This is a genomic window from Streptomyces aurantiaciflavus, from assembly GCF_049808595.1.
In the GTDB taxonomy this organism is placed as follows: domain Bacteria; phylum Actinomycetota; class Actinomycetes; order Streptomycetales; family Streptomycetaceae; genus Streptomyces.
The window spans coordinates 56,447-76,207 of sequence record NZ_JBNCAQ010000031.1 but is presented as its reverse complement, the minus strand read 5'-3'; the positions used below and the strand labels follow the sequence as shown (position 1 = coordinate 76,207).

Below are 19,761 nucleotides of genomic sequence, written 5' to 3'. Positions count from 1 at the left end.
CAAGTGGGGCGATAATGCGCGACACCCTCGGACAGGGCTGCCGTGCGGGCGGCTGGGCGGCGTGTCCGAAATAGTGGGTATCGGGTTGTCGGTGTAGAACGGGAGATGTGACGGCAATGGCTACGGTAACTCCCCAGCTCAACGCTGCATGTGCCGTCCTTGCTCCGGGCAGCCGAGGATGACGGCGCCGACCGTGTCGCGCACCGGGGCCCCGGAGCGCGACACCCTCGCCAAGGCCGCGGACGAGAACTTCCCCGTGGCCCCGTTCTTCCTCCCCCGCGCCTGGCGCGACGACCTCATGGCCGTGTACGGCTTCGCCCGCCTCGTCGACGACATCGGTGACGGCGACCTGGCCCCGGGCGGCGCCGACGCCCGCCTGCTCGGCGTGTCGGCCACCGAGGCCGAGGACCGCCTCGTCCTGCTGGACGCCTTCGAGGCCGACCTGCGCCGGGTCTTCGACGGCACGCCCCGCCACCCCCTGCTGCGCCGGCTCCAGCCGACCGTCCGCCGCCGCGCCCTCACCCCCGCGCCCTTCCTCGGTCTGATCGCGGCCAACCGCCAGGACCAGCTCGTCACGCGCTACGAGACCTACGACGACCTCCTCGCCTACTGCGAACTGTCCGCCAACCCCGTGGGCCGTCTCGTCCTCGCCGTGACCGGCGCGGCGACGCCCGAGCGCGTCCGCCGCTCCGACGCGATCTGCACCGCCCTGCAGATCGTCGAACACCTCCAGGACGTGGCCGAGGACCTCGGCCGTGACCGTGTCTATCTGCCCGCCGCGGACATGAAGCGCTTTCACGTCCAGGAGGCGGACCTCGCCGCGACGACCGCGGGCGCGTCGGTGCGCGCCCTGGTCGCCCACGAAGCGCAACGCGCCCGCGACCTCCTGAATGAAGGCGCCCCCCTGGTGGGTAGCGTCCAGGGCAGGTTGAGGCTGCTGCTCGCAGGGTTCGTGGCGGGGGGAAGGGCGGCGATCCACGCGATCTCCGCCGCCGAGTACGACGTCCTTCCCGGCCCGCCCAAGCCCGGCAAGCTCCGGTTGCTGCGCGAGGTGGGCGTGACCCTGCGAGGAGAGGGGTGATCCGGACCGTGGACTCTCCGCCACACGTGTCCGCACCAGTACTCGCCGCCTACGGCTACTGCGAGGCCGTCACCGGACAGCAGGCCCGGAACTTCGCGTACGGGATCCGGCTTCTGCCCACGCCGAAGCGGCGGGCGATGTCCGCGCTGTACGCGTTCTCGCGCCGTGTCGACGACATCGGCGACGGTGCGCTGCACGGCGACGTCAAGGCCGCCCGGCTCGAGGACACCCGGGCGCTGCTCACCCGGATCCGTGCGGGCGAGGTCGAGGAGGACGACACCGACCCCGTCGCCGTGGCCCTCGCGCACGCCGCGCGCACCTTCCCGATCCCGCTGAGCGGCCTGGACGAGCTGATCGACGGCGTCCTGATGGACGTCCGCGGCGAGACCTACGAGACCTGGGACGACCTGAAGGTGTACTGCCGCTGTGTGGCGGGCGCCATCGGCCGGCTCTCGCTCGGCGTGTTCGGCACCGAACCGGGGGCGCGGGGCGCCGAACGCGCGCCGGAGTACGCCGACACGCTGGGGCTCGCGCTGCAACTCACCAACATCCTCAGAGACGTTCGCGAGGACGCCGCGGGCGGCCGGACCTATCTGCCCGCCGACGACCTCGCGAAGTTCGGCTGTTCGGCCGGGTTCGACGGGCCGAGGCCGCCGGAGGGCTCCGACTTCGCGGGCCTCGTGCACTTCGAAGTGCGGCGGGCCCGCGCCCTCTTCGCCGAGGGCTACCGGTTGCTGCCCATGCTGGACCGGCGCAGCGGCGCCTGTGTCGCGGCGATGGCCGGCATCTACCGGCGCCTCCTCGACCGCATCGAGCGCGATCCCGAGGCCGTTCTGCGCGGCCGGGTCTCGCTGCCCGGCCGGGAGAAGGCCTACGTCGCCGTGCGCGGGCTGTCCGGTCTGGACGCCCGGCACGTGTCCCGGCTGACCGTCAGGAGGCAGAGCTGATGGACACGGGCGACAAAGTGGACCAAGGTGATGTCACCGGCGAAAAGCGGCACGCAACCCTCCGGTGCGGCGCGGCGTCCCTGACTGCGACGGCCCGCCGGGCCGAGGCCGGGCGTCACGGTGGGCGCGCAGGGGAGGGTGCACGATGAGCGACGAGCTGCTCTCACACGCCCCGGAGACGTCCGGGCGGGACGCCGTCGTGGTCGGTGGCGGCCTCGCCGGCGTCACGGCCGCGCTCGCGCTCGCCGACGCGGGCGTACGCGTCACCCTGCTCGAAGGCCGGCCCCGGCTGGGCGGCCTGGCCTTCTCCTTCCGGCGCGGCGCGCTCACCGTCGACAACGGACAGCACGTCTACCTGCGCTGCTGCACCGCCTACCGCTGGTTCCTCGACCGGATCGAGGGCGCGGCGCTGGCACCGCTGCAGGACCGTCTCGACGTGCCCGTCGTCGACGTCGCCAGGCCCGAGGGGCGGCGGCTCGGCCGACTGCGGCGCGACGCGCTGCCCGTCCCCCTCCACCTGGGGCGCAGCCTCGCCACGTATCCGCATCTCTCGCTCGCGGAACGCGCCGGGGTGGGCCGGGCCGCGCTCGCGCTCAAGGGGCTCGACCTCGCCGATCCGAGCCTGGACGCACAGGACTTCGGCAGCTGGCTGACCGCGCACGGCCAGTCGGCGCGTGCCGTCGAGGCCCTCTGGGACCTGGTCGGGGTCGCCACCCTCAACGCGGTCGCCGGCGACGCCTCCCTGAGTCTCGCCGCGATGGTGTTCAAGACCGGTCTGCTGTCCGACCCGGGCGCGGCCGACATCGGCTGGGCGCGCGTCCCGCTGGGTGAACTGCACGACGGGCTGGCCCGCAAGGCGCTCGACTCCGCGGGCGTGCGCACCGAGGTCCGTACACGCGTCACCTCCGTCTCTCCTGACGGGAACGGGCGTTGGAACGTTCAGGTCCCTGGCGAGACGCTCACCGCGGACGCCGTCGTCCTCGCCGTACCGCAGCGCGAGACGTACGACCTGCTGCCGGCCGGGGCGCTCGACGACCCCGAACGGCTCCTGGAGATCGGCACCGCGCCGATCCTCAACGTCCACGTCGTCTACGACCGCAAGGTGCTGGACGCCCCCTTCCTCGCCGCGCTCGGCACGCCCGTGCAGTGGGTGTTCGACCGCACCGACGCGTCCGGGCTATTGGGAGGCGGGCCCGAAGGGCCTCCGTACAAGGGTGGTGGTGGGCGACGGGCGGGCCAGTACCTCGCGCTGTCGCAGTCGGCCGCTCGGGACGAGATCGACGAGCCCGTCGCCGTCCTGCGCGAGCGCTACCTGCGCGAACTGCGGCGGCTGCTGCCCGGCACGCGCGGCGCCGAGGTGAAGGACTTCTTCGTGACCCGGGAGCGCACGGCGACGTTCGCTCCCGCCCCCGGCGTCGGGCGCCTGCGGCCCGGCGCCCGCACCCAAGTCCCCGGCCTGTACCTGGCCGGAGCGTGGACCGCCACAGGGTGGCCCGCGACCATGGAGAGTGCGGTCCGCAGCGGTGTGAGTGCGGCGGACGCCGCACTGAGCGCCCTGGGCCGGCCCCGCCCCCACCGCCTCTTCGCGTTCGAGGAGGCGGCCCACTGCATCGCTCCGGAGGGCGCTGCGGGCCGGACCCCCGGCCGGAAGCCGCAGGCACCCGGCGTCTCACTGCGAGGTGGGACCCGATGAAGGTCGATCAGCACGGCTCGGCACATCCCCGCACCCCCTCCGGTACCGCAACAAGAGGAGAAACTGTGCCCACTGTGCCCCCGGCCTCGACGGCCTCCGACGCGGTGGACGTGACCGCGCTCCTGGAGCGTGGCCGGACCCTGGCCACGCCGGTGCTGCGGGCGGCCGTCGACCGTCTGGCGCCGCCCATGGACACGGTCGCCGCCTACCACTTCGGCTGGATCGACGCCCAGGGCAATCCGACCGACGGGGACGGCGGCAAGGCCGTCCGCCCCGCGCTCGCGGTGCTCTCCGCGGAGGTCACCGGCGCCGCGCCCGAGGTGGGGGTGCCCGGAGCGGTCGCCGTGGAGCTGGTCCACAACTTCTCGCTCCTGCACGACGACCTGATGGACGGCGACGAGCAGCGCCGCCACCGCGACACCGTCTGGAAGGTGCACGGCCCCGCCCAGGCCATCCTGGTCGGCGACGCCCTGTTCGCCCTGGCCAACGAGGTGCTGCTGGAACTCGGCACCGTCGACGCCGGCCGCGCCACCCGTCGCCTGACCACCGCCACCCGCGCCCTGATCGACGGTCAGGCGCAGGACATCTCCTACGAGCACCGCGACCGCGTCAGCGTCGAGGAGTGCCTGGAGATGGAGGGCAACAAGACCGGCGCCCTGCTGGCCTGCGCCAGCTCCATCGGCGCCGTGCTCGGCGGCGCGGACGAGCGCACCGCCGACACGCTGGAGAAGTACGGCTACCACCTCGGCCTCGCCTTCCAGGCCGTCGACGACCTCCTCGGCATCTGGGGCGACCCGGAGGCCACCGGCAAGCAGACCTGGAGCGACCTGCGCCAGCGCAAGAAGTCCCTGCCGGTCGTCGCCGCGCTCGCGGCCGGCGGCTCCGCCTCCGAGCAGCTCGGCGAGATGCTCGCCGCGGACGCCAAGAGCAGTGACTTCGAGAACTTCTCCGAGGAGGAGTTCGCGGCCCGGGCCGCACTGATCGAGGAGGCGGGCGGCCGGGAGTGGACCGCCGAGGAGGCACGCCGTCAGCACACCATCGCCATCGAAGCCCTGAACGCCGTCGACATGCCCGAGCAGGTGCGGGCCCGGTTCGCGGCGCTCGCCGACTTCGTCGTCGTACGAAAGAGATGATCCCTATCGGTCGAATAGCCCTCGCGTAGTCGCCGGCCGGTGCAGCGAGGCGAGTCAGGCACCGGCCGACGGCGGACCCACAGCAGACGCACGACATGCACACTGCACGAAGGGGAAGCCATGACAGCGACGACCGACGGAAGCACCGGGGCCCTGCCGCCCCGCGCTGCCGCGGCCAGCGACACCGACATCGACACCCCCGTGGCGGCCGGGGTACAAGAAGCCGCCGTGCGTGCCGTGCGGCGCGCGACCGACTTCCTGCTCGCCCGGCAGGACGCCGAGGGCTGGTGGAAGGGCGACCTCGAGACGAACGTCACGATGGACGCCGAGGACCTGCTGCTCCGTCAGTTCCTGGGCATCCGCGACGAGCCGACGACCCGGGCCGCCGCCCTCTTCGTCAGAGGCGAGCAACGCGAGGACGGCACCTGGGCCACCTTCTACGGCGGGCCGGGCGAACTCTCCACCACCATCGAGGCGTACGTCGCCCTGCGGCTGGCCGGCGACGCGCCCGACGCACCCCACATGGCCAGGGCCTCCGCCTGGATCCGCGACCAGGGCGGCATCGCCGCCTCCCGCGTCTTCACCCGGATCTGGCTCGCCCTGTTCGGCTGGTGGAAGTGGGAGGACCTGCCCGAACTCCCGCCGGAACTGATGTACTTCCCGAAGTGGTTCCCGCTCAGCATCTACAACTTCGGCTGCTGGGCCCGGCAGACCATCGTCCCCCTCACGATCGTCTCGGCGAAGCGCCCGGTGCGCCCGGCGCCGTTCCCGCTCGACGAGCTGCACACGGACCCCGCGCAGCCCAGTCCGCCCAAGCCCCTTGCCCCGGTGAACAGTTGGGACGGGCTCTTCCAGCGGCTCGACAAGGTCGTGCGCGGCTACCGATCGGTCGCGGTGCGCCGGCTGCGCCGGGCCGCCATGAACTCCGCCGCCCGCTGGATCATCGAGCGGCAGGAGAACGACGGCTGCTGGGGCGGCATCCAGCCGCCGGCCGTGTACTCGGTCATCGCCCTGCACCTGCTCGGCTACGACCTCGAACACCCCGTGATGCGGGCGGGGCTGGAGTCGCTGGACCGGTACGCCGTCCGGCGTGCGGACGGGGCCCGGATGATCGAGGCCTGCCAGTCGCCAGTGTGGGACACCTGCCTGGCGACCATCGCGCTCGCGGACGCGGGACTGCCCGCCGACCATCCCCAACTCGTCAGGGCCGCCGACTGGATGCTCGGGGAGCAGATCGTCCGCCCCGGCGACTGGTCCGTACGCCGACCCCAACTGCCGCCCGGCGGCTGGGCGTTCGAGTTCCACAACGACAACTACCCCGACATCGACGACACCGCCGAGGTCGTCCTCGCGCTGCGCCGCGTCAGGCACCCCGATCCCGACCGGGTGGAGAAGGCGATCGCGCGCGGGGTGCGCTGGAACCTCGGCATGCAGTCGCGGAACGGGGCGTGGGGCGCCTTCGACGTCGACAACACCAGCCCGTTCCCCGACCGGCTGCCGTTCTGCGACTTCGGCGAGGTCATCGACCCGCCGTCGGCCGACGTCACCGCGCACGTCGTCGAGATGCTCGCCGTCGAGGGACTCTCCCACGATCCGCGCACCCGGCGCGGCATCGAGTGGTTGCTCGCCGAACAGGAGCCGGACGGCTCGTGGTTCGGCCGCTGGGGCGTCAACTACGTCTACGGCACCGGCTCGGTGGTGCCCGCCCTGACCGCCGCGGGGCTGCCCGGCCGGCACCCCGCGATCCGCCGGGCGGTGGCCTGGCTGGAGCGGGTGCAGAACGACGACGGCGGCTGGGGCGAGGACCTGCGCTCCTACCAGGACGCCGGCCGGTGGAGCGGCCGGGGCGCCTCGACCGCCTCCCAGACGGCCTGGGCGCTGATGGCGCTGCTGGCGGCCGGCGAGAAGGACTCCAAGGCCGTCGAGCGGGGCATCGCCTGGCTCGCCGAGACCCAGCGGGAGGACGGCTCCTGGGACGAGCCCCACTTCACCGGCACCGGCTTCCCCTGGGACTTCTCCATCAACTACCACCTCTACCGGCAGGTGTTCCCGCTCACCGCCCTCGGCCGGTACGTCCACGGAGAGCCCTTCGGGGCCTCCGCCGAGGTCAAGGGGAGCTGATGAGCCCGCAGCCCGCCGCCACCCCGCTGCTGATCGCCTGCGCGCTCGGCATCGAGCGCCTCGCCCTGCGCACGGGCGACCGCGGCGGGGCCGGCGGGCCGGTCACCTTCCTGCGCACCGGCATGGGGCCCAAGGCGGCCGAGCGCTCCCTCACCCGGGTGCTGGCCGACCCGGTGCTCGGCGGCGCGGCCGTCCTGGCCACCGGCTTCTGCGCGGGGCTCGCCCCCGGCATGCACCCCGGCGACCTGGTCGTCGCCGAGGAGACCCGTGACCCGCGCGGCACCGTGCCGTGCGTCGACACCGAACTGCTCGTCAAGGAACTCGTGCGCGTCCTGCCCGGGCGCACCGTCCACACCGGCCCCCTGACCGGCTCCGACCATGTCGTACGCGGTCCGGAGCGGTCCGACCTGCTGGCGACCGGCGCGATCGCGGTCGACATGGAGTCGGCGGCCACGCTCCTGAGCGCCGTCCGCGCGGGGGCACGCCCGGTTGCGGCCGTCCGGGTGGTGGTGGACGCTCCTGAACATGAACTCGTCCGGATCGGCACGGTGCGCGGTGGAATATCGGCTTTCCGCGTCCTTCGTTCCGTCCTGCCTGCATTCTTCGAATGGCACCGTAATGTGCTGCTCCCCCGGAGGTGAGCCGTATGGCCATGCCGCTGCGCCAGTCCATCAAGGTCGCTACCTACTTGGCTGAACAAAAGCTCCGCAAGCGGGACAAGTTCCCGCTCATCGTCGAGCTGGAACCCCTCTTCGCGTGCAACCTCAAGTGCGAGGGCTGCGGCAAGATCCAGCATCCGGCGGGGGTGCTCAAGCAGCGCATGCCGGTCGCCCAGGCCGTCGGGGCGGTACTCGAATCCGGTGCGCCCATGGTCTCGATCGCCGGCGGCGAGCCGCTGATGCATCCCCAGATCGACGAGATCGTGCGGCAGTTGGTGGCCAAGCGGAAGTACGTCTTCCTCTGCACCAACGCCCTGCTGCTGCGCAAGAAGATCGACAAGTTCAGGCCCTCCCCGTACTTCGCCTTCGCCGTGCACATCGACGGGCTGCGCGAGCGCCACGACGAGTCGGTGGCGAAGGAGGGCGTGTTCGACGAGGCCGTGGAGGCGATCAAGGAGGCCAAGCGGCGCGGCTTCCGGGTCACCACCAACTCGACCTTCTTCAACACCGACACCCCGCAGACCGTCATCGAGGTGCTGAACTTCCTCAACGACGACCTCAAGGTCGACGAGATGATGATCTCGCCCGCCTACGCCTACGAGAAGGCGCCCGACCAGGAGCACTTCCTGGGCGTGGAGCAGACCCGCGAGCTGTTCAGGAAGGCCTTCTCGGGCGGCAACCGGCGCCGCTGGCGCCTCAACCACTCCCCGCTCTTCCTCGACTTCCTCGAGGGCAAGGTCGACTTCCCGTGCACGGCCTGGGCGATCCCGAACTACTCCCTCTTCGGCTGGCAGCGCCCCTGCTACCTGATGAGCGACGGCTACGTCCCGACGTACCGCCAACTCATCGAGGACACCGACTGGGACAAGTACGGCCGCGGCAAGGACCCGCGCTGCGCCAACTGCATGGCGCACTGCGGCTACGAGCCCACCGCCGTCCTCGCCACCATGGGCTCGCTCAAGGAGTCGCTGCGCGCCATGCGCGAGACGGTCTCCGGGAACCGGGAGTGACCCGGTGACCGCCGTCTCGCTTGGCGTTCCCGAGGTCCCGGTCCGGCCGATCGCCGAGCGGCGCGCGTCGCGGCGGATCCAGGTCGGATCGGTGGCGGTCGGGGGCGGGGCCCCGGTGTCGGTGCAGTCGATGACGACGACGCGTACGTCGGACATCGGCGCCACCCTGCAGCAGATCGCGGAACTCACCGCGTCCGGCTGCCAGATCGTCCGCGTCGCCTGCCCCACGCAGGACGACGCGGACGCCCTCGCGACCATCGCCCGCAAGGCGCAGATCCCGGTGATCGCGGACATCCACTTCCAGCCCAAGTACGTGTTCGCGGCGATCGAGGCCGGCTGTGCGGCCGTTCGCGTCAATCCCGGCAACATCAAGCAGTTCGACGACAAGGTGAAGGAGATCGCGCGGGCCGCGAAGGACCACGGCACGCCGATCCGGATCGGGGTCAACGCGGGCTCGCTGGACCGCAGGCTGCTGCAGAAGTACGGGAAGGCGACCCCGGAGGCGCTCGTGGAGAGCGCGCTGTGGGAGGCGTCCCTCTTCGAGGAGCACGACTTCCGCGACATCAAGATCTCCGTCAAGCACAACGACCCGGTCGTGATGGTGGAGGCGTACCGGCAGCTCGCCGCCGCCTGCGACTACCCGCTGCACCTCGGGGTGACGGAGGCCGGTCCGGCGTTCCAGGGCACGATCAAGTCGGCGGTGGCCTTCGGGGCGCTGCTGAGCCAGGGCATCGGCGACACGATCCGCGTGTCCCTGTCCGCGCCGCCCGCCGAGGAGGTCAAGGTCGGCATCCAGATCCTGGAGTCGCTGAACCTCAGGCAGCGGCGGCTGGAGATCGTCTCCTGCCCGTCCTGCGGGCGCGCCCAGGTCGACGTCTACAAGCTGGCCGAGGAGGTCACGGCCGGCCTGACGGGCATGGAGGTGCCGTTGCGGGTCGCGGTCATGGGCTGTGTGGTCAACGGCCCGGGCGAGGCGCGGGAGGCCGACCTGGGAGTCGCCTCCGGCAACGGCAAGGGGCAGATCTTCGTGAAGGGCGAGGTCATCAAGACCGTACCCGAGTCGAAGATCGTCGAGACCCTCATCGAGGAGGCGATGAAGATCGCCGAGCAGATGGAGCAGGACGGCGTCGCGGCGGGGGAGCCGGCCGTCACCGTGAGTTGAACAGCACGGACCGAGAGGGGGCCCGAGCGTGACGATCCTGGAGAACATCCGGCAACCACGCGACCTGAAGGCGCTGTCCGAGGTGGAACTCGGTGAACTGTCCGACGAGATCAGGGAGTTCCTGGTGCACGCGGTCGCCCGGACCGGCGGGCATCTCGGGCCCAACCTGGGCGTGGTGGAACTGACCATCGCGCTCCACCGGGTCTTCGAGTCACCCGCGGACCGCATCCTGTGGGACACCGGCCACCAGAGCTACGTCCACAAGCTTCTGACGGGGCGTCAGGACTTTTCCAAGCTGCGCGGCAAGGGCGGCCTGTCCGGCTATCCCTCGCGTGAGGAGTCCGAGCACGACGTCATCGAGAACAGCCACGCCTCCACGGCCCTCGGCTGGGCCGACGGACTTGCCAAGGCCCGCCAGGTGCAGGGGGAGAAGGGGCACGTCGTCGCGGTCATCGGCGACGGCGCCCTCACCGGCGGCATGGCCTGGGAGGCGCTCAACAACATCGCGGCCGCCAAGGACCGGCCGCTGATCATCGTCGTCAACGACAACGAACGCTCGTACGCGCCGACCATCGGCGGCCTCGCCAACCACCTGGCCACCCTGCGCACCACCGACGGCTACGAGAAGGTCCTGGCCTGGGGCAAGGACGTCCTGCTGCGCACGCCGGTCGTCGGGCACACCGTGTACGAGTCCCTGCACGGCGCGAAGAAGGGCTTCAAGGACGCCTTCGCCCCGCAGGGCATGTTCGAGGACCTGGGCCTGAAGTACGTCGGCCCGATCGACGGACACGACGTCAAGGCCGTCGAGTCGGCGCTGCGCCGGGCCAAGCGCTTCCACGGGCCGGTGCTGGTGCACTGCCTCACGGAGAAGGGCCGCGGCTACGAACCGGCCCTCGCGCACGAGGAGGACCACTTCCACACCGTCGGAGTGATGGACCCGCTGACCTGCGCGCCGCTCGTGCCCTCCGGCGGGCCGTCCTGGACGTCGGTGTTCGGCGACGAGATCGTCCGGATCGGCGAGGAGCGCGACGACGTCGTCGCGATCACCGCGGCCATGCTGCACCCGGTGGGCCTCGGCAAGTTCGCCGAACGCTTCCCGGACCGGGTGTGGGACGTGGGCATCGCCGAGCAGCACGCGGCGGTGAGCGCGGCCGGGCTGGCCACCGGAGGGCTGCATCCCGTCGTCGCCGTCTACGCCACCTTCCTCAACCGCGCCTTCGACCAGCTGCTGATGGACGTGGCGCTGCACCGCTGCGGTGTGACGTTCGTGCTGGACCGGGCCGGTGTGACCGGCGTCGACGGCGCCTCCCACAACGGCATGTGGGACATGTCCGTGCTCCAGGTCGTCCCGGGCCTGAGGATCGCGGCCCCGCGCGACGCCGACCAGCTGCGCGCCCAGCTGCGGGAGGCGGTCGCCGTGGACGACGCGCCGACCCTGGTCCGCTTCCCGAAGGAGTCCGTGGGGCCCGAGATCCCGGCGGTCGACCACGTGGGCGGCATGGACGTCCTGCACCGCGCCGACCGGGCCGACGTGCTCCTGGTGGCCGTCGGCGTGATGGCACCGGTGTGTCTGCAGGCCGCCGAGCTGCTGGAGGCGCGCGGCGTCAACTGCACGGTCGTCGACCCCCGTTGGGTCAAACCGGTCGACCCGGCCCTGCCCGGCCTCGCCGCCGCGCACCGCCTGGTGGCCGTCGTCGAGGACAACAGCCGGGCCGCCGGCGTCGGTTCGGCGGTGGCACTGGCCCTCAGCGACGCCGAAGTCGACGTACCCGTACGGCGGTTCGGCATCCCGGAGCAGTTCCTCGCGCACGCCAAGCGCGCCGAGGTGCTCGCCGACATCGGCCTCACACCCGTCGAGGTCGCCGGACGGATCAGCGCGAGCCTGGCGGTCAGGGAGGCCGCCGGCTCAGGCGAGGAGAAGACTGAATGACCAAGGAGTTCGACCTCGGCGCCCTCCTGGCCGAGCGCGGAGCCGAGCGCTACGAGCTGCACAGCAAGTACCTCAACCACCAGCTCCCGCGCATGCTGCACACCATCGGCTTCGACAAGGTCTACGAGCGCGCCGAGGGCGCCCACTTCTGGGACGCGGACGGCAACGACTACCTGGACATGCTCGCCGGGTTCGGGGTGATGGGCCTGGGCCGCCACCACCCCGTCGTCCGCAAGGCGCTGCACGACGTCCTCGACGCCTCCCTCGCCGACCTCACCCGCTTCGACTGCCAGCCGCTGCCCGGGCTGCTCGCCGAACGCCTCCTCGCCCACAGCCCGCACCTGGACCGGGTGTTCTTCGGCAACAGCGGCACGGAGGCGGTCGAGACCGCCCTGAAGTTCGCCCGCCGGGCCACCGGAAAACCCCGCGTCCTCTACTGCGACCACGCCTTCCACGGCCTCACCACCGGATCGCTCTCCGTCAACGGCGAGAACGGCTTCCGCGACGGCTTCGCCCCGCTGCTGCCCGACACGGCCGTACCCCTCGGCGATCTCGACGCGCTGGCGAGGGAGCTGAAGAAGGGCGACGTCGCCGCCCTCATCGTCGAGCCGATCCAGGGCAAGGGCGTGCACGAGGCCCCGCCCGGTCATCTGCGCGCGGCACAGGAGCTGCTGCACCGGCACAAGGCGCTGCTGATCGCCGACGAGGTGCAGACGGGCCTCGGCCGGACCGGCGACTTCTACGCCTACCAGCACGAGGACGGCGTGGAGCCGGACCTGGTGTGCGTGGCCAAGGCGCTCTCCGGCGGCTATGTGCCGGTCGGCGCCACCCTCGGCAAGGACTGGATCTTCAAGAAGGTGTTCTCCTCGATCGACCGGGTGCTGGTCCACTCGGCGAGCTTCGGCTCCAACGCGCAGGCGATGGCCGCGGGCCTCGCGGTGCTGTCGGTCATGGAGAACGACCAGATCGTGGCGAACGCCCGCGCCACCGGGGAGCGGCTGAAGTCCCGGCTCGCGGCGCTCGTCGACAAGTACGAGCTGCTCGCGGACGTCCGCGGCCGGGGTCTGATGATCGGCATCGAGTTCGGCCGGCCGACGTCACTGAAGCTGCGCAGCCGGTGGGCCATGCTGCAGACCGCGCGCAAGGGGCTCTTCGCCCAGATGGTGGTCGTCCCGCTGCTCCAGCGCCACCGGATCCTCACCCAGGTTTCCGGCGACCACCTGGAGGTGATCAAGCTGATCCCGCCGCTGGTCGTGGACGAGGCGGACGTCGACCGGTTCGTGGACGCGTTCACCGAGGTGATGGACGACGCCCACAGCGGGGGCGGGCTGATGTGGGACTTCGGCAAGACGCTGATCAAGCAGGCGGTGGCCAACCGCTGACGCACCGGCGGTGGCCGAGCCGGCCCACCGAGGGGCTTTGCCTCTGAGGCAAGGAATTTGCCCGAGAGGCAAGGCTTCGGCTCAATGGAGGCATGAGCTCCTCCGACCCCGAGCCGGCCGGGGGCCCCGACACGGGTGACATGCTGCCCGTCGTCGCCCCCCGGCTGCGTTCCCTCCGCCGCCGGGCCGGCCTCACCCTGGAGGCCGCGGCCCGCGCCGCCGGTCTGTCGCCCGCCCATCTCTCCCGACTGGAGACCGGGCAACGACAGCCCTCGCTGCCGATGCTGCTCGCGCTCGCCCGTGTCTACGGTACGACCGTCTCGGAGCTGCTCGGTGAGACGGTCGCCGACCGGGACGCCGTCGTCCGCGCCGCCGACATGGAACCGACCCGGGCGGGCGGGTGGACCTACTGGCAGGCCGGTGCGCCGGGGCGGGGCATGCAGGCCCTGCGGGTCCATGTGCCGTACGGCTCCCAGGGCGACATCGTGCGCGTCCACCCGGGGGAGGAGTGGCTGCACGTCCTGCGGGGGCGGCTGCGGCTGCGCCTCGGGGACACCACCCACCTGCTCGGGCCCGGCGACAGCGCGCACTTCGACTCGCTGACCCCGCACCGCCTCGCCGCGCCGGACCCCGACGGGGTCGAGCTCCTGTTCGTCCACACCCTGTTGCAGAGCCCGACGGCCGCGCTGTGCCTCGGCCCCACCCCTGGAGAGACGCCATGAGCGACATCGAAGAGCGGTTCCCGCGCAGTCTCTGGATCCGGCTGATCATCTACATCGCGGTGGGGCACGTCTTCGCGGCGTTCCTCTGGCTGCTCTTCGAGGTGGGGGCCAACCAGTAGAGGCCCGCGGACGTCAGTCGAGCAGTCGCTCGCGCAGCCGCTCCCGCGTCTCGGGGGCGAGCTCGAGCCCCCGTTCCAGGTAGGCGTCGACGCCGCCCCAGGTCTCCTCGATGGTCTCGAGCGCCGCCGTGAGGTACTCGGCGCGGGCGTCGAAGAGGGGGCTGAGCAACTCCATGACCTCGGGGGAGTAGGCGTCGGCGGAGGCGCCGCCGCGGTGGACCTTGTAGCGGCGGTGCTTGGCGTTGGACTCCAGGTAGTCGGCGAGGATCGCCTCGCGCTCCACGCCCAGGGCGAGCAGCGTCACCGCGACGGACAGGCCGGCACGGTCCTTGCCCGCCGCGCAGTGCATCAGGGCGGGGACGCTGTCCTCCGCGAGCGCGTGCAGCACCTGGGAGTGCTCGGCCGTGCGCTCCTTGATGATCCTGCGGTACGAGGTGATCATCCGGTGGGCGGCCCTGCCCTCGCCGAGGATCTCGCGCAGCTGGTCGATGTCGCCGTCGCGGACCATCTTCCAGAACTCGGCGCCGTCCGCCGGGTCCGTCAGCGGCAGGTTCACGTTGCGCACGCCCGGCAGCTCGACGTCCGGACCCTCCAGCTTCTGGTCCGCCGCGTTGCGGAAGTCGAAGATCGTGTGCAGCCCCAGGGACGAGAGGAACGCGGCGTCCTCGTCGGTCGCGTGCGCGAGGTGGCCGCTGCGGAACAGCACACCCGGGCGCACCCGCCGTCCGTCGGCGGTCGGCAGCCCGCCCACGTCGCGGAAGTTGCGCACAGCGGCCAACTCGGGCTCGGTCGACGGGATCTGCTGCGTCACGGGGGCTCCTCCCAGTCGTCGGCCCCGGTCGGCGCGGCTCCGTGGCCGCCGGGACACCTCCCTGACCATACGACATGCCGTGCCGGGCCCCTGGGTTGTCCACAGGCCCGAAGACGGCTCCCGGCCAGGTGAAGAGTTGCCCACAGGAATTGCCCGCCGGCACACCCGCCCCTGATGATGTGCGTGCTTGATCGCACCTGTTCGAATCAGTGGGAGTTTGTGATGCCCGAGTCCGCCGCCGACGGTCGTACCTGGCTCCTTTCGGGGCCCGGCAGCAGTTACGCCGTCCATGTCACCGAGGCCGACGAGCTCGTGCATCTGCACTGGGGTCCGCGGCTCACGCTCGCCGACGCCGAGGCCCTCGCCGTGCGCCCGCTGCCGGACTACTGGCCCTTCGAGTCCCCGCTCGACGGCCGCGAGGAGTACCCCGTCGAGGGCGGCGCCCGCTTCGTCCGGCCCGCCCTGTCCGTGCGCACCGCCGAGCGGCGCGGCACCGAGTGGACCTTCGCGGGGCACGAGACGGAGGGCGACGAGCTGCGGCTGCGCTTCCGGGACGCGGGGCTGGACATCACCCTGCACTACCGGATGCGCGGCGACGTCGTGGAACGCTGGGCGACCCTGCGCAACGAGGGCGACGAGCCCCTGGAGCTGCTCCGCGCCGACTCGGCCACCTGGACCCTGCCCGACCGCGAGGACTGGCGCCTGTCCCAGCTGCACGGCCGCTGGGCCGCCGAGTCCCGCCTCACCCGGGCCCCCCTCACCTACGGTGAGAAGGTCATCGGCAGCCGCCGCGGCCACACCGGCCACCAGCACCTGCCCTGGGTCGCCCTGGACACCGACGCGACCGAGGAGCACGGCGAGGTCTACGGCTGCGCCCTCGGCTGGTCGGGCTCCTGGCGGATCGCCGTGGCCCAACTCCCCGACGCGCGCGTGCAGATCACCGGCGGCGCCGGGTACGACGACTCGGGTCTGCTGCGGCTGGCGGTGGGGGAGTCCTTCACCACGCCCGTCTTCGCCGGACTGTGGACCGACGGCGGCTTCGGCGGCGCGAGCCGCGCCTGGCACGCCTACCAGCGCGCGCACGTGATCCCGGACGCGGAACGGGACCGGCCGGTGCTGTTCAACTCCTGGGAGGCCACCTACTTCGACATCTCCGAGGAGCAGCAGGCGACCCTCGCCCGGCGCGCCGCGGCCATCGGCGTCGAGCTGTTCGTGGTCGACGACGGCTGGTTCGGGGCGCGCACCGGCGATCACGCCGGGCTCGGCGACTGGCGGCCCAACCCCGACCGCTTCCCCAACGGCCTCAAGCCGCTCGCCGACCAGGTGCACGAGCTCGGCATGCAGTTCGGCATCTGGGTGGAGCCCGAGATGGTCAACCCGGACAGCGACCTGTACCGGGCGCACCCCGACTGGGTGCAGTTCCAGCCGGGACGAAAGCGGACGGAATTCCGCAATCAGCTCGTACTCAACCTCGCGCGCGAGGACGTCCAGGAGTACCTGTGGGAGCAGCTCCACACGCTCCTGTCCAGCGCGCCCATCGACTACGTCAAGTGGGACTTCAACCGCTGCTTCACCGACGCCGGCTGGCCCGACGACTCCTACGCCCAGCGGCTCTGGGTCGACCATGTGCGCGCCCTGTACGCGCTGCTGGACCGGCTGCGGGCGGCCCACCCGGGCGTGGCCTTCGAGTCCTGCTCGGGCGGTGGCGGGCGGATCGACCTCGGGGTCATGAGCCGCACCGACCAGGTGTGGACCTCCGACAACACCGACCCGCTGGACCGGCTCGCCATCCAGCACGGCTTCAGCCAGATCCACCCCGCACGGGTCATGGCCGCCTGGGTCACCGACAGCCCCAACACCCAGCTCAACGGGCGGGTCAGCTCGCTGCGCTTCCGGTTCGTCAGCGCCATGGCGGGGGTGCTCGGCGTCGGCGGCGACCTCGCCGAGTGGACCGAGGAGGAACTCGACGAGGCCGGGCGCTGGGTGGAGCTCTACAAGGAGATCCGGCCCCTGGTGCAGCACGGCGACCTCTACCGGCTGCGGGCCCCGGAGGGCGGGCTCAGCGCGGTGCAGTACGTGCGCGGGGACGAGGCCGTCGTCCTCGCCTGGCTCCAGGCGCAGCGGTACGGCGAGCCGGTTCCGGCGCTGCGGCTGCGCGGCCTCGACCCGACGGCATCGTACGAATGCCTCGAAACGGGCGAAGCGTACCGGGGGGCGGTGCTGTTGCACCACGGGTTGCGCACCGGACTGCGGGGCGACCTTGATGCGGCGGTTATCCGTCTGCGTCGCATCTGAGGTTTCTGTCCGAATTGGATCCTTCATTCCAACTCGCTCCGGAATAAAGGATCCTGGAGGGCTGTCACGTGAGGAGCGTCATATTCGTGACCGTGCGTCGCCCGTCATGTTCACGTAATTATGGCGCTTTTCAAGGGCGTTCCATGGAAAGCGGCCCTTTTGATGCACGGAGCGTGACGGGGAATTCTCGCAGCGGATCAAGAGAAAGGCGTGAACAGCGCAACCTCTGCTTGTCCCTGTGCGTCTAGGTCGCTTACGTTCCACTCCACTCCGGACGGACGCCCAATCCTGCCGCCGCCCGGAGCCCGCACACACTCACCCGTGCACGGCAGGAGCGGGGGACCCACAGGCAGAACCGCCTGTTCCGGTCTCCGGAACAGGCTTGGGGTAAAGCCGTGCCTCGGTACGGCCGGACATCTCCAGTCCGCACCCGACAGCTCACCTCGCAGGCGCCGGAGAGGAATTCGCCATGCCCGCGAAGGGTAAGCACCGCCGTCCGAAGCCCCAGCGCTTCACCCGCTCCATCGCCGCCGCCGGAACCGGCGGCGCCGCGCTCGCACTCCCGCTCATCGGGGCCACCGGCGCCCATGCCGCGCCGGCCCAGTCGGCGGCCGCCCAGTCGATTTCCTCGGTTTCCTCGGTTTCCTCGGTTTCGGAAAAGGCCGTTCAGGCCGTCCCGGTCGCGCAGAAGTCCGCCGCCGAGTCGAAGTCCGCCGCGAGCGCCACGACCTACACGGTGCGGGCCGGCGACTACCTCTCGAAGATCGCCGACGAGCAGCACGTCAGCGGTGGTTGGCAGCGGCTCTACGAGGACAACCGTGAGGCCGTCGGCGGCAACCCGTCGCTCATCCACCCCGGCCTCAAGCTCTCGATCGGCAAGAAGGCCACGGCCGGCGCCACCAAGTCGCCGTCCGCTTCGACCGGTTCGTCCTCCTCCTCGAAGTCCTCGCAGTCGTCGAAGTCCTCGAAGTCGTCGGACTCCTCCAAGTCCTCGGCCTCACAGTCCTCCGCGTCGAAGACGTCGACCACCGAGGCCGCCGAGCTCACCGGCAACGCCACCGGTTACGTCCAGCCCGTGGCCGGCGCCACCGTCGGCACCCCGTACCACATGTCCGGCAGCATGTGGTCCAGCGGTTACCACACCGGCGTCGACTTCGTCGTCCCGACCGGCACCTCGCTCAAGGCGGTCGGCGCGGGCACGGTCGTCTCCGCGGGCTGGGGCGGCGCGTACGGCAACCAGGTCGTCATCAGGCTCGCCGACGGCTACTACGCGCAGTACGGCCACCTGTCCCAGCTCTCGGTCTCGGCCGGCCAGACCGTCTCCGCGGGTCAGCAGGTCGGCCTGTCCGGCGCGACCGGCAACGTGACCGGCCCGCACCTGCACTTCGAGATCCGCACCACGCCGAACTACGGCTCGGACGTCGACCCGGTCGCCTACCTCCGCGCCCGCGGCGTCCCGGTCGGCTGACCTCCCGCACGACCACCTGCCTGACACGCACACCGAAGGCCGGATCCCGATCCACGGGTCCGGCCTTCGGCGTGCGCGGCACCCGTCGGGCCGGTGTGCGGGTGCCGACCGCCATGGTCGGCTTCGCTTTTTCATGATCGTTTCATTGCGGTCCTGTGGCAGGTCGCCCCCGGGCGTCGACAGCCGGGCCGGAGTCGGGACACAGTGATCTCCGTCAGGTGCAAGCGCTTTCTGACGCTCTGTGGAGGTCCCGAGTGAACCCCGTCCGACGCCGAAGAGCCGTCGCCGTCACCGCTGCCGCCCTGCCGGCCGGGCTCTGCTCCCCGCCCGGGGGCCAGGCGGCCGAGCGCTACGCGGGCACCGAGACCCGCCGTGTCCCGCAGCCCTCCCTCATCACCCCCGCCCACTGAAGGAGCCGCATCCCATGACGACCACGCGCAGAGCCTTCGGCGCCCTGGCCGCCGGCGCCGCCCTGTCCGCCCTCGCCCCCACCGCGAGCGCCTCGCCCCGCCACCGCCGCCTCGTCGCCCACGACGACTTCCGCCACGGCCTCGGCAAGTGGGCCGTGGAACTGGAGAACGGCGGCACCGTCACCGCCTCCCGCGGGACGCTGGAGGTCGACGTGCCCGCCGGCGCGACCATCTGGTTCAAGCAGCGCCTCGAAGGGCCGTACGTCCTCGAGTACACCGCGACCCCGGTCTCCGCGGGCGGCGTCAACGACCGCGTCTCCGACCTCAACAACTTCTGGAACGCCGTCGACGTCCGCTCCCCGGACGACCTCTTCGCCACCCCGCGCGGCGGGGCGCTGGCGGAGTACGACCACCTGAAGACGTACTACGTCGGCTACGGCGCCAACACCAACACCACCACCCGGCTGCGCCGCTACGTCGGCCAGGCGGGGGTGCGGCCCCTGATTCTCGACTACACCGAGCCGCTGCTCGTGGCGAACGAGCCGAACCGTGTGCGGATCGTCTCCGACGGCTCCACCGTCCGGTGGTGGAACAACGGGCGGCTCGTCTTCGACTACACCGACCCGGAGCCCTACACCAGCGGGCACTTCGCGTTCCGCACCACCTGGAGCCACTTCCGGATCAGCGGCTTCCGGGTGTGGTCGCTGCGTCGACGTGGCTGACGGGGTGCCTTATTCCCTGATTGGCAAACTCTTTAGGAGTGGCTTATCTCACCGCACGTCAACCCCTGCCTACGGTCGCGTAGGTCACATTCGAAG

18 protein-coding genes and 1 riboswitch are annotated in these 19,761 nt (G+C 71.6%); of the genes, 17 read left to right on the top strand and 1 reads right to left on the bottom strand.

All coding sequences use genetic code 11. The annotated features are described in order from the left end of the window. The first annotated feature begins 178 nt into the window (after positions 1–178). The 13 genes from hpnC to ACPT94_RS31115 all read left to right on the top strand — a co-directional run bounded on the left by hpnC (position 179) and on the right by ACPT94_RS31115 (position 13,959). Positions 179–1,081: a squalene synthase HpnC gene (hpnC, locus tag ACPT94_RS31175; RefSeq protein ID WP_360345865.1), complete on the top strand. Its 903-nt coding sequence runs from the start codon at positions 179–181 to the stop codon at positions 1,079–1,081. Further along, complete coding sequence (gene hpnD / locus ACPT94_RS31170; protein WP_360345863.1) at positions 1,078–2,028, top strand: presqualene diphosphate synthase HpnD; 951 nt, start codon at positions 1,078–1,080, stop codon at positions 2,026–2,028. The genes hpnC and hpnD overlap by 4 nt, the downstream gene beginning before the upstream one ends. Continuing rightward, positions 2,028–2,177, top strand: a complete 150-nt coding sequence (locus tag ACPT94_RS31165) for a DUF6380 family protein (protein ID WP_360345861.1) — start codon at positions 2,028–2,030, stop codon at positions 2,175–2,177. The genes hpnD and ACPT94_RS31165 overlap by 1 nt, the downstream gene beginning before the upstream one ends. Beyond that, on the top strand, positions 2,174–3,721 hold the full coding sequence (gene hpnE / locus ACPT94_RS31160) for a hydroxysqualene dehydroxylase HpnE (RefSeq protein WP_360345859.1): 1,548 nt from the start codon (positions 2,174–2,176) through the stop codon (positions 3,719–3,721). Before ACPT94_RS31165 ends, hpnE begins: the two co-directional genes overlap by 4 nt. A gap of 65 nt (positions 3,722–3,786) precedes the next feature. Then, complete coding sequence (locus tag ACPT94_RS31155; RefSeq protein ID WP_360345857.1) at positions 3,787–4,854, top strand: polyprenyl synthetase family protein; 1,068 nt, start codon at positions 3,787–3,789, stop codon at positions 4,852–4,854. Between the two features lie 120 nt (positions 4,855–4,974). Further along, entirely contained in the window at positions 4,975–6,975 is a 2,001-nt protein-coding gene (gene shc, locus ACPT94_RS31150) for a squalene--hopene cyclase (protein ID WP_360345855.1), read from the top strand. Beyond that, entirely contained in the window at positions 6,975–7,616 is a 642-nt protein-coding gene (locus tag ACPT94_RS31145; RefSeq protein ID WP_360345853.1) for a 5'-methylthioadenosine/S-adenosylhomocysteine nucleosidase family protein, read from the top strand. Before shc ends, ACPT94_RS31145 begins: the two co-directional genes overlap by 1 nt. Positions 7,617–7,621: 5 nt before the next feature. Then, positions 7,622–8,644 carry an adenosyl-hopene transferase HpnH gene (gene hpnH / locus ACPT94_RS31140; protein WP_360345851.1) on the top strand — a complete coding sequence of 341 codons (1,023 nt, stop codon included), beginning with the start codon at positions 7,622–7,624 and terminating at the stop codon, positions 8,642–8,644. A 4-nt stretch (positions 8,645–8,648) separates the two neighbouring features. Further along, positions 8,649–9,806 carry a flavodoxin-dependent (E)-4-hydroxy-3-methylbut-2-enyl-diphosphate synthase gene (gene ispG, locus ACPT94_RS31135; protein ID WP_360345849.1) on the top strand — a complete coding sequence of 386 codons (1,158 nt, stop codon included), beginning with the start codon at positions 8,649–8,651 and terminating at the stop codon, positions 9,804–9,806. Positions 9,807–9,834: 28 nt separating this feature from the next. Next, complete coding sequence (dxs, locus tag ACPT94_RS31130) at positions 9,835–11,736, top strand: 1-deoxy-D-xylulose-5-phosphate synthase (RefSeq protein ID WP_425247359.1); 1,902 nt, start codon at positions 9,835–9,837, stop codon at positions 11,734–11,736. Beyond that, positions 11,733–13,118, top strand: a complete 1,386-nt coding sequence (locus tag ACPT94_RS31125) for an aspartate aminotransferase family protein (RefSeq protein ID WP_360345845.1) — start codon at positions 11,733–11,735, stop codon at positions 13,116–13,118. Before dxs ends, ACPT94_RS31125 begins: the two co-directional genes overlap by 4 nt. A gap of 92 nt (positions 13,119–13,210) precedes the next feature. Further along, on the top strand, positions 13,211–13,840 hold the full coding sequence (locus ACPT94_RS31120) for a helix-turn-helix domain-containing protein (RefSeq protein WP_360345843.1): 630 nt from the start codon (positions 13,211–13,213) through the stop codon (positions 13,838–13,840). Beyond that, the gene (locus tag ACPT94_RS31115) at positions 13,837–13,959 is read left to right on the top strand and encodes a DUF6126 family protein (RefSeq protein ID WP_360345841.1); all 123 of its coding nucleotides are present in this window, start codon (positions 13,837–13,839) and stop codon (positions 13,957–13,959) included. The genes ACPT94_RS31120 and ACPT94_RS31115 overlap by 4 nt, the downstream gene beginning before the upstream one ends. Positions 13,960–13,972: 13 nt before the next feature. On the opposite strand, the gene ACPT94_RS31110 is transcribed toward ACPT94_RS31115, so the two are convergent. Then, entirely contained in the window at positions 13,973–14,770 is a 798-nt protein-coding gene (locus ACPT94_RS31110; protein WP_360345839.1) for a tyrosine-protein phosphatase, read from the bottom strand. A 222-nt stretch (positions 14,771–14,992) separates the two neighbouring features. On the opposite strand from ACPT94_RS31110, the gene ACPT94_RS31105 reads away from it, so the two are divergent. The 4 genes from ACPT94_RS31105 (at position 14,993) to ACPT94_RS31090 (ending at position 19,665) form a co-directional block, all read left to right on the top strand. Further along, entirely contained in the window at positions 14,993–17,065 is a 2,073-nt protein-coding gene (locus tag ACPT94_RS31105) for an alpha-galactosidase (protein ID WP_360345837.1), read from the top strand. Positions 17,066–17,371: 306 nt separating this feature from the next. Next, positions 17,372–17,530, top strand: a riboswitch (cyclic di-AMP (ydaO/yuaA leader). A 4-nt stretch (positions 17,531–17,534) separates the two neighbouring features. Continuing rightward, on the top strand, positions 17,535–18,533 hold the full coding sequence (locus tag ACPT94_RS31100; RefSeq protein ID WP_360345835.1) for a M23 family metallopeptidase: 999 nt from the start codon (positions 17,535–17,537) through the stop codon (positions 18,531–18,533). 254 nt (positions 18,534–18,787) lie between these two features. Then, positions 18,788–18,943: a hypothetical protein gene (locus tag ACPT94_RS31095; protein WP_360345833.1), complete on the top strand. Its 156-nt coding sequence runs from the start codon at positions 18,788–18,790 to the stop codon at positions 18,941–18,943. A gap of 14 nt (positions 18,944–18,957) precedes the next feature. Further along, positions 18,958–19,665 carry a DUF6250 domain-containing protein gene (locus ACPT94_RS31090; protein ID WP_360345831.1) on the top strand — a complete coding sequence of 236 codons (708 nt, stop codon included), beginning with the start codon at positions 18,958–18,960 and terminating at the stop codon, positions 19,663–19,665. Positions 19,666–19,761: the final 96 nt, after the last annotated feature.

What these genes read in the sequence shown, in the direction of transcription:
- ACPT94_RS31105 (WP_360345837.1), top strand. Translation starts at nt 14,993, where the DNA reads ATGCCCGAGTCCGCCGCCGACGGTCGTACCTGGCTCCTTTCGGGGCCC.
- ACPT94_RS31090 (WP_360345831.1), top strand. Translation starts at nt 18,958, where the DNA reads ATGACGACCACGCGCAGAGCCTTCGGCGCCCTGGCCGCCGGCGCCGCC.
- ACPT94_RS31125 (WP_360345845.1), top strand. Translation starts at nt 11,733, where the DNA reads ATGACCAAGGAGTTCGACCTCGGCGCCCTCCTGGCCGAGCGCGGAGCC.
- hpnC (WP_360345865.1), top strand. Translation starts at nt 179, where the DNA reads ATGACGGCGCCGACCGTGTCGCGCACCGGGGCCCCGGAGCGCGACACC.
- ACPT94_RS31120 (WP_360345843.1), top strand. Translation starts at nt 13,211, where the DNA reads ATGAGCTCCTCCGACCCCGAGCCGGCCGGGGGCCCCGACACGGGTGAC.
- ACPT94_RS31165 (WP_360345861.1), top strand. Translation starts at nt 2,028, where the DNA reads ATGGACACGGGCGACAAAGTGGACCAAGGTGATGTCACCGGCGAAAAG.
- ACPT94_RS31115 (WP_360345841.1), top strand. Translation starts at nt 13,837, where the DNA reads ATGAGCGACATCGAAGAGCGGTTCCCGCGCAGTCTCTGGATCCGGCTG.
- hpnE (WP_360345859.1), top strand. Translation starts at nt 2,174, where the DNA reads ATGAGCGACGAGCTGCTCTCACACGCCCCGGAGACGTCCGGGCGGGAC.
- ACPT94_RS31100 (WP_360345835.1), top strand. Translation starts at nt 17,535, where the DNA reads ATGCCCGCGAAGGGTAAGCACCGCCGTCCGAAGCCCCAGCGCTTCACC.
- ACPT94_RS31145 (WP_360345853.1), top strand. Translation starts at nt 6,975, where the DNA reads ATGAGCCCGCAGCCCGCCGCCACCCCGCTGCTGATCGCCTGCGCGCTC.
- hpnH (WP_360345851.1), top strand. Translation starts at nt 7,622, where the DNA reads ATGGCCATGCCGCTGCGCCAGTCCATCAAGGTCGCTACCTACTTGGCT.
- shc (WP_360345855.1), top strand. Translation starts at nt 4,975, where the DNA reads ATGACAGCGACGACCGACGGAAGCACCGGGGCCCTGCCGCCCCGCGCT.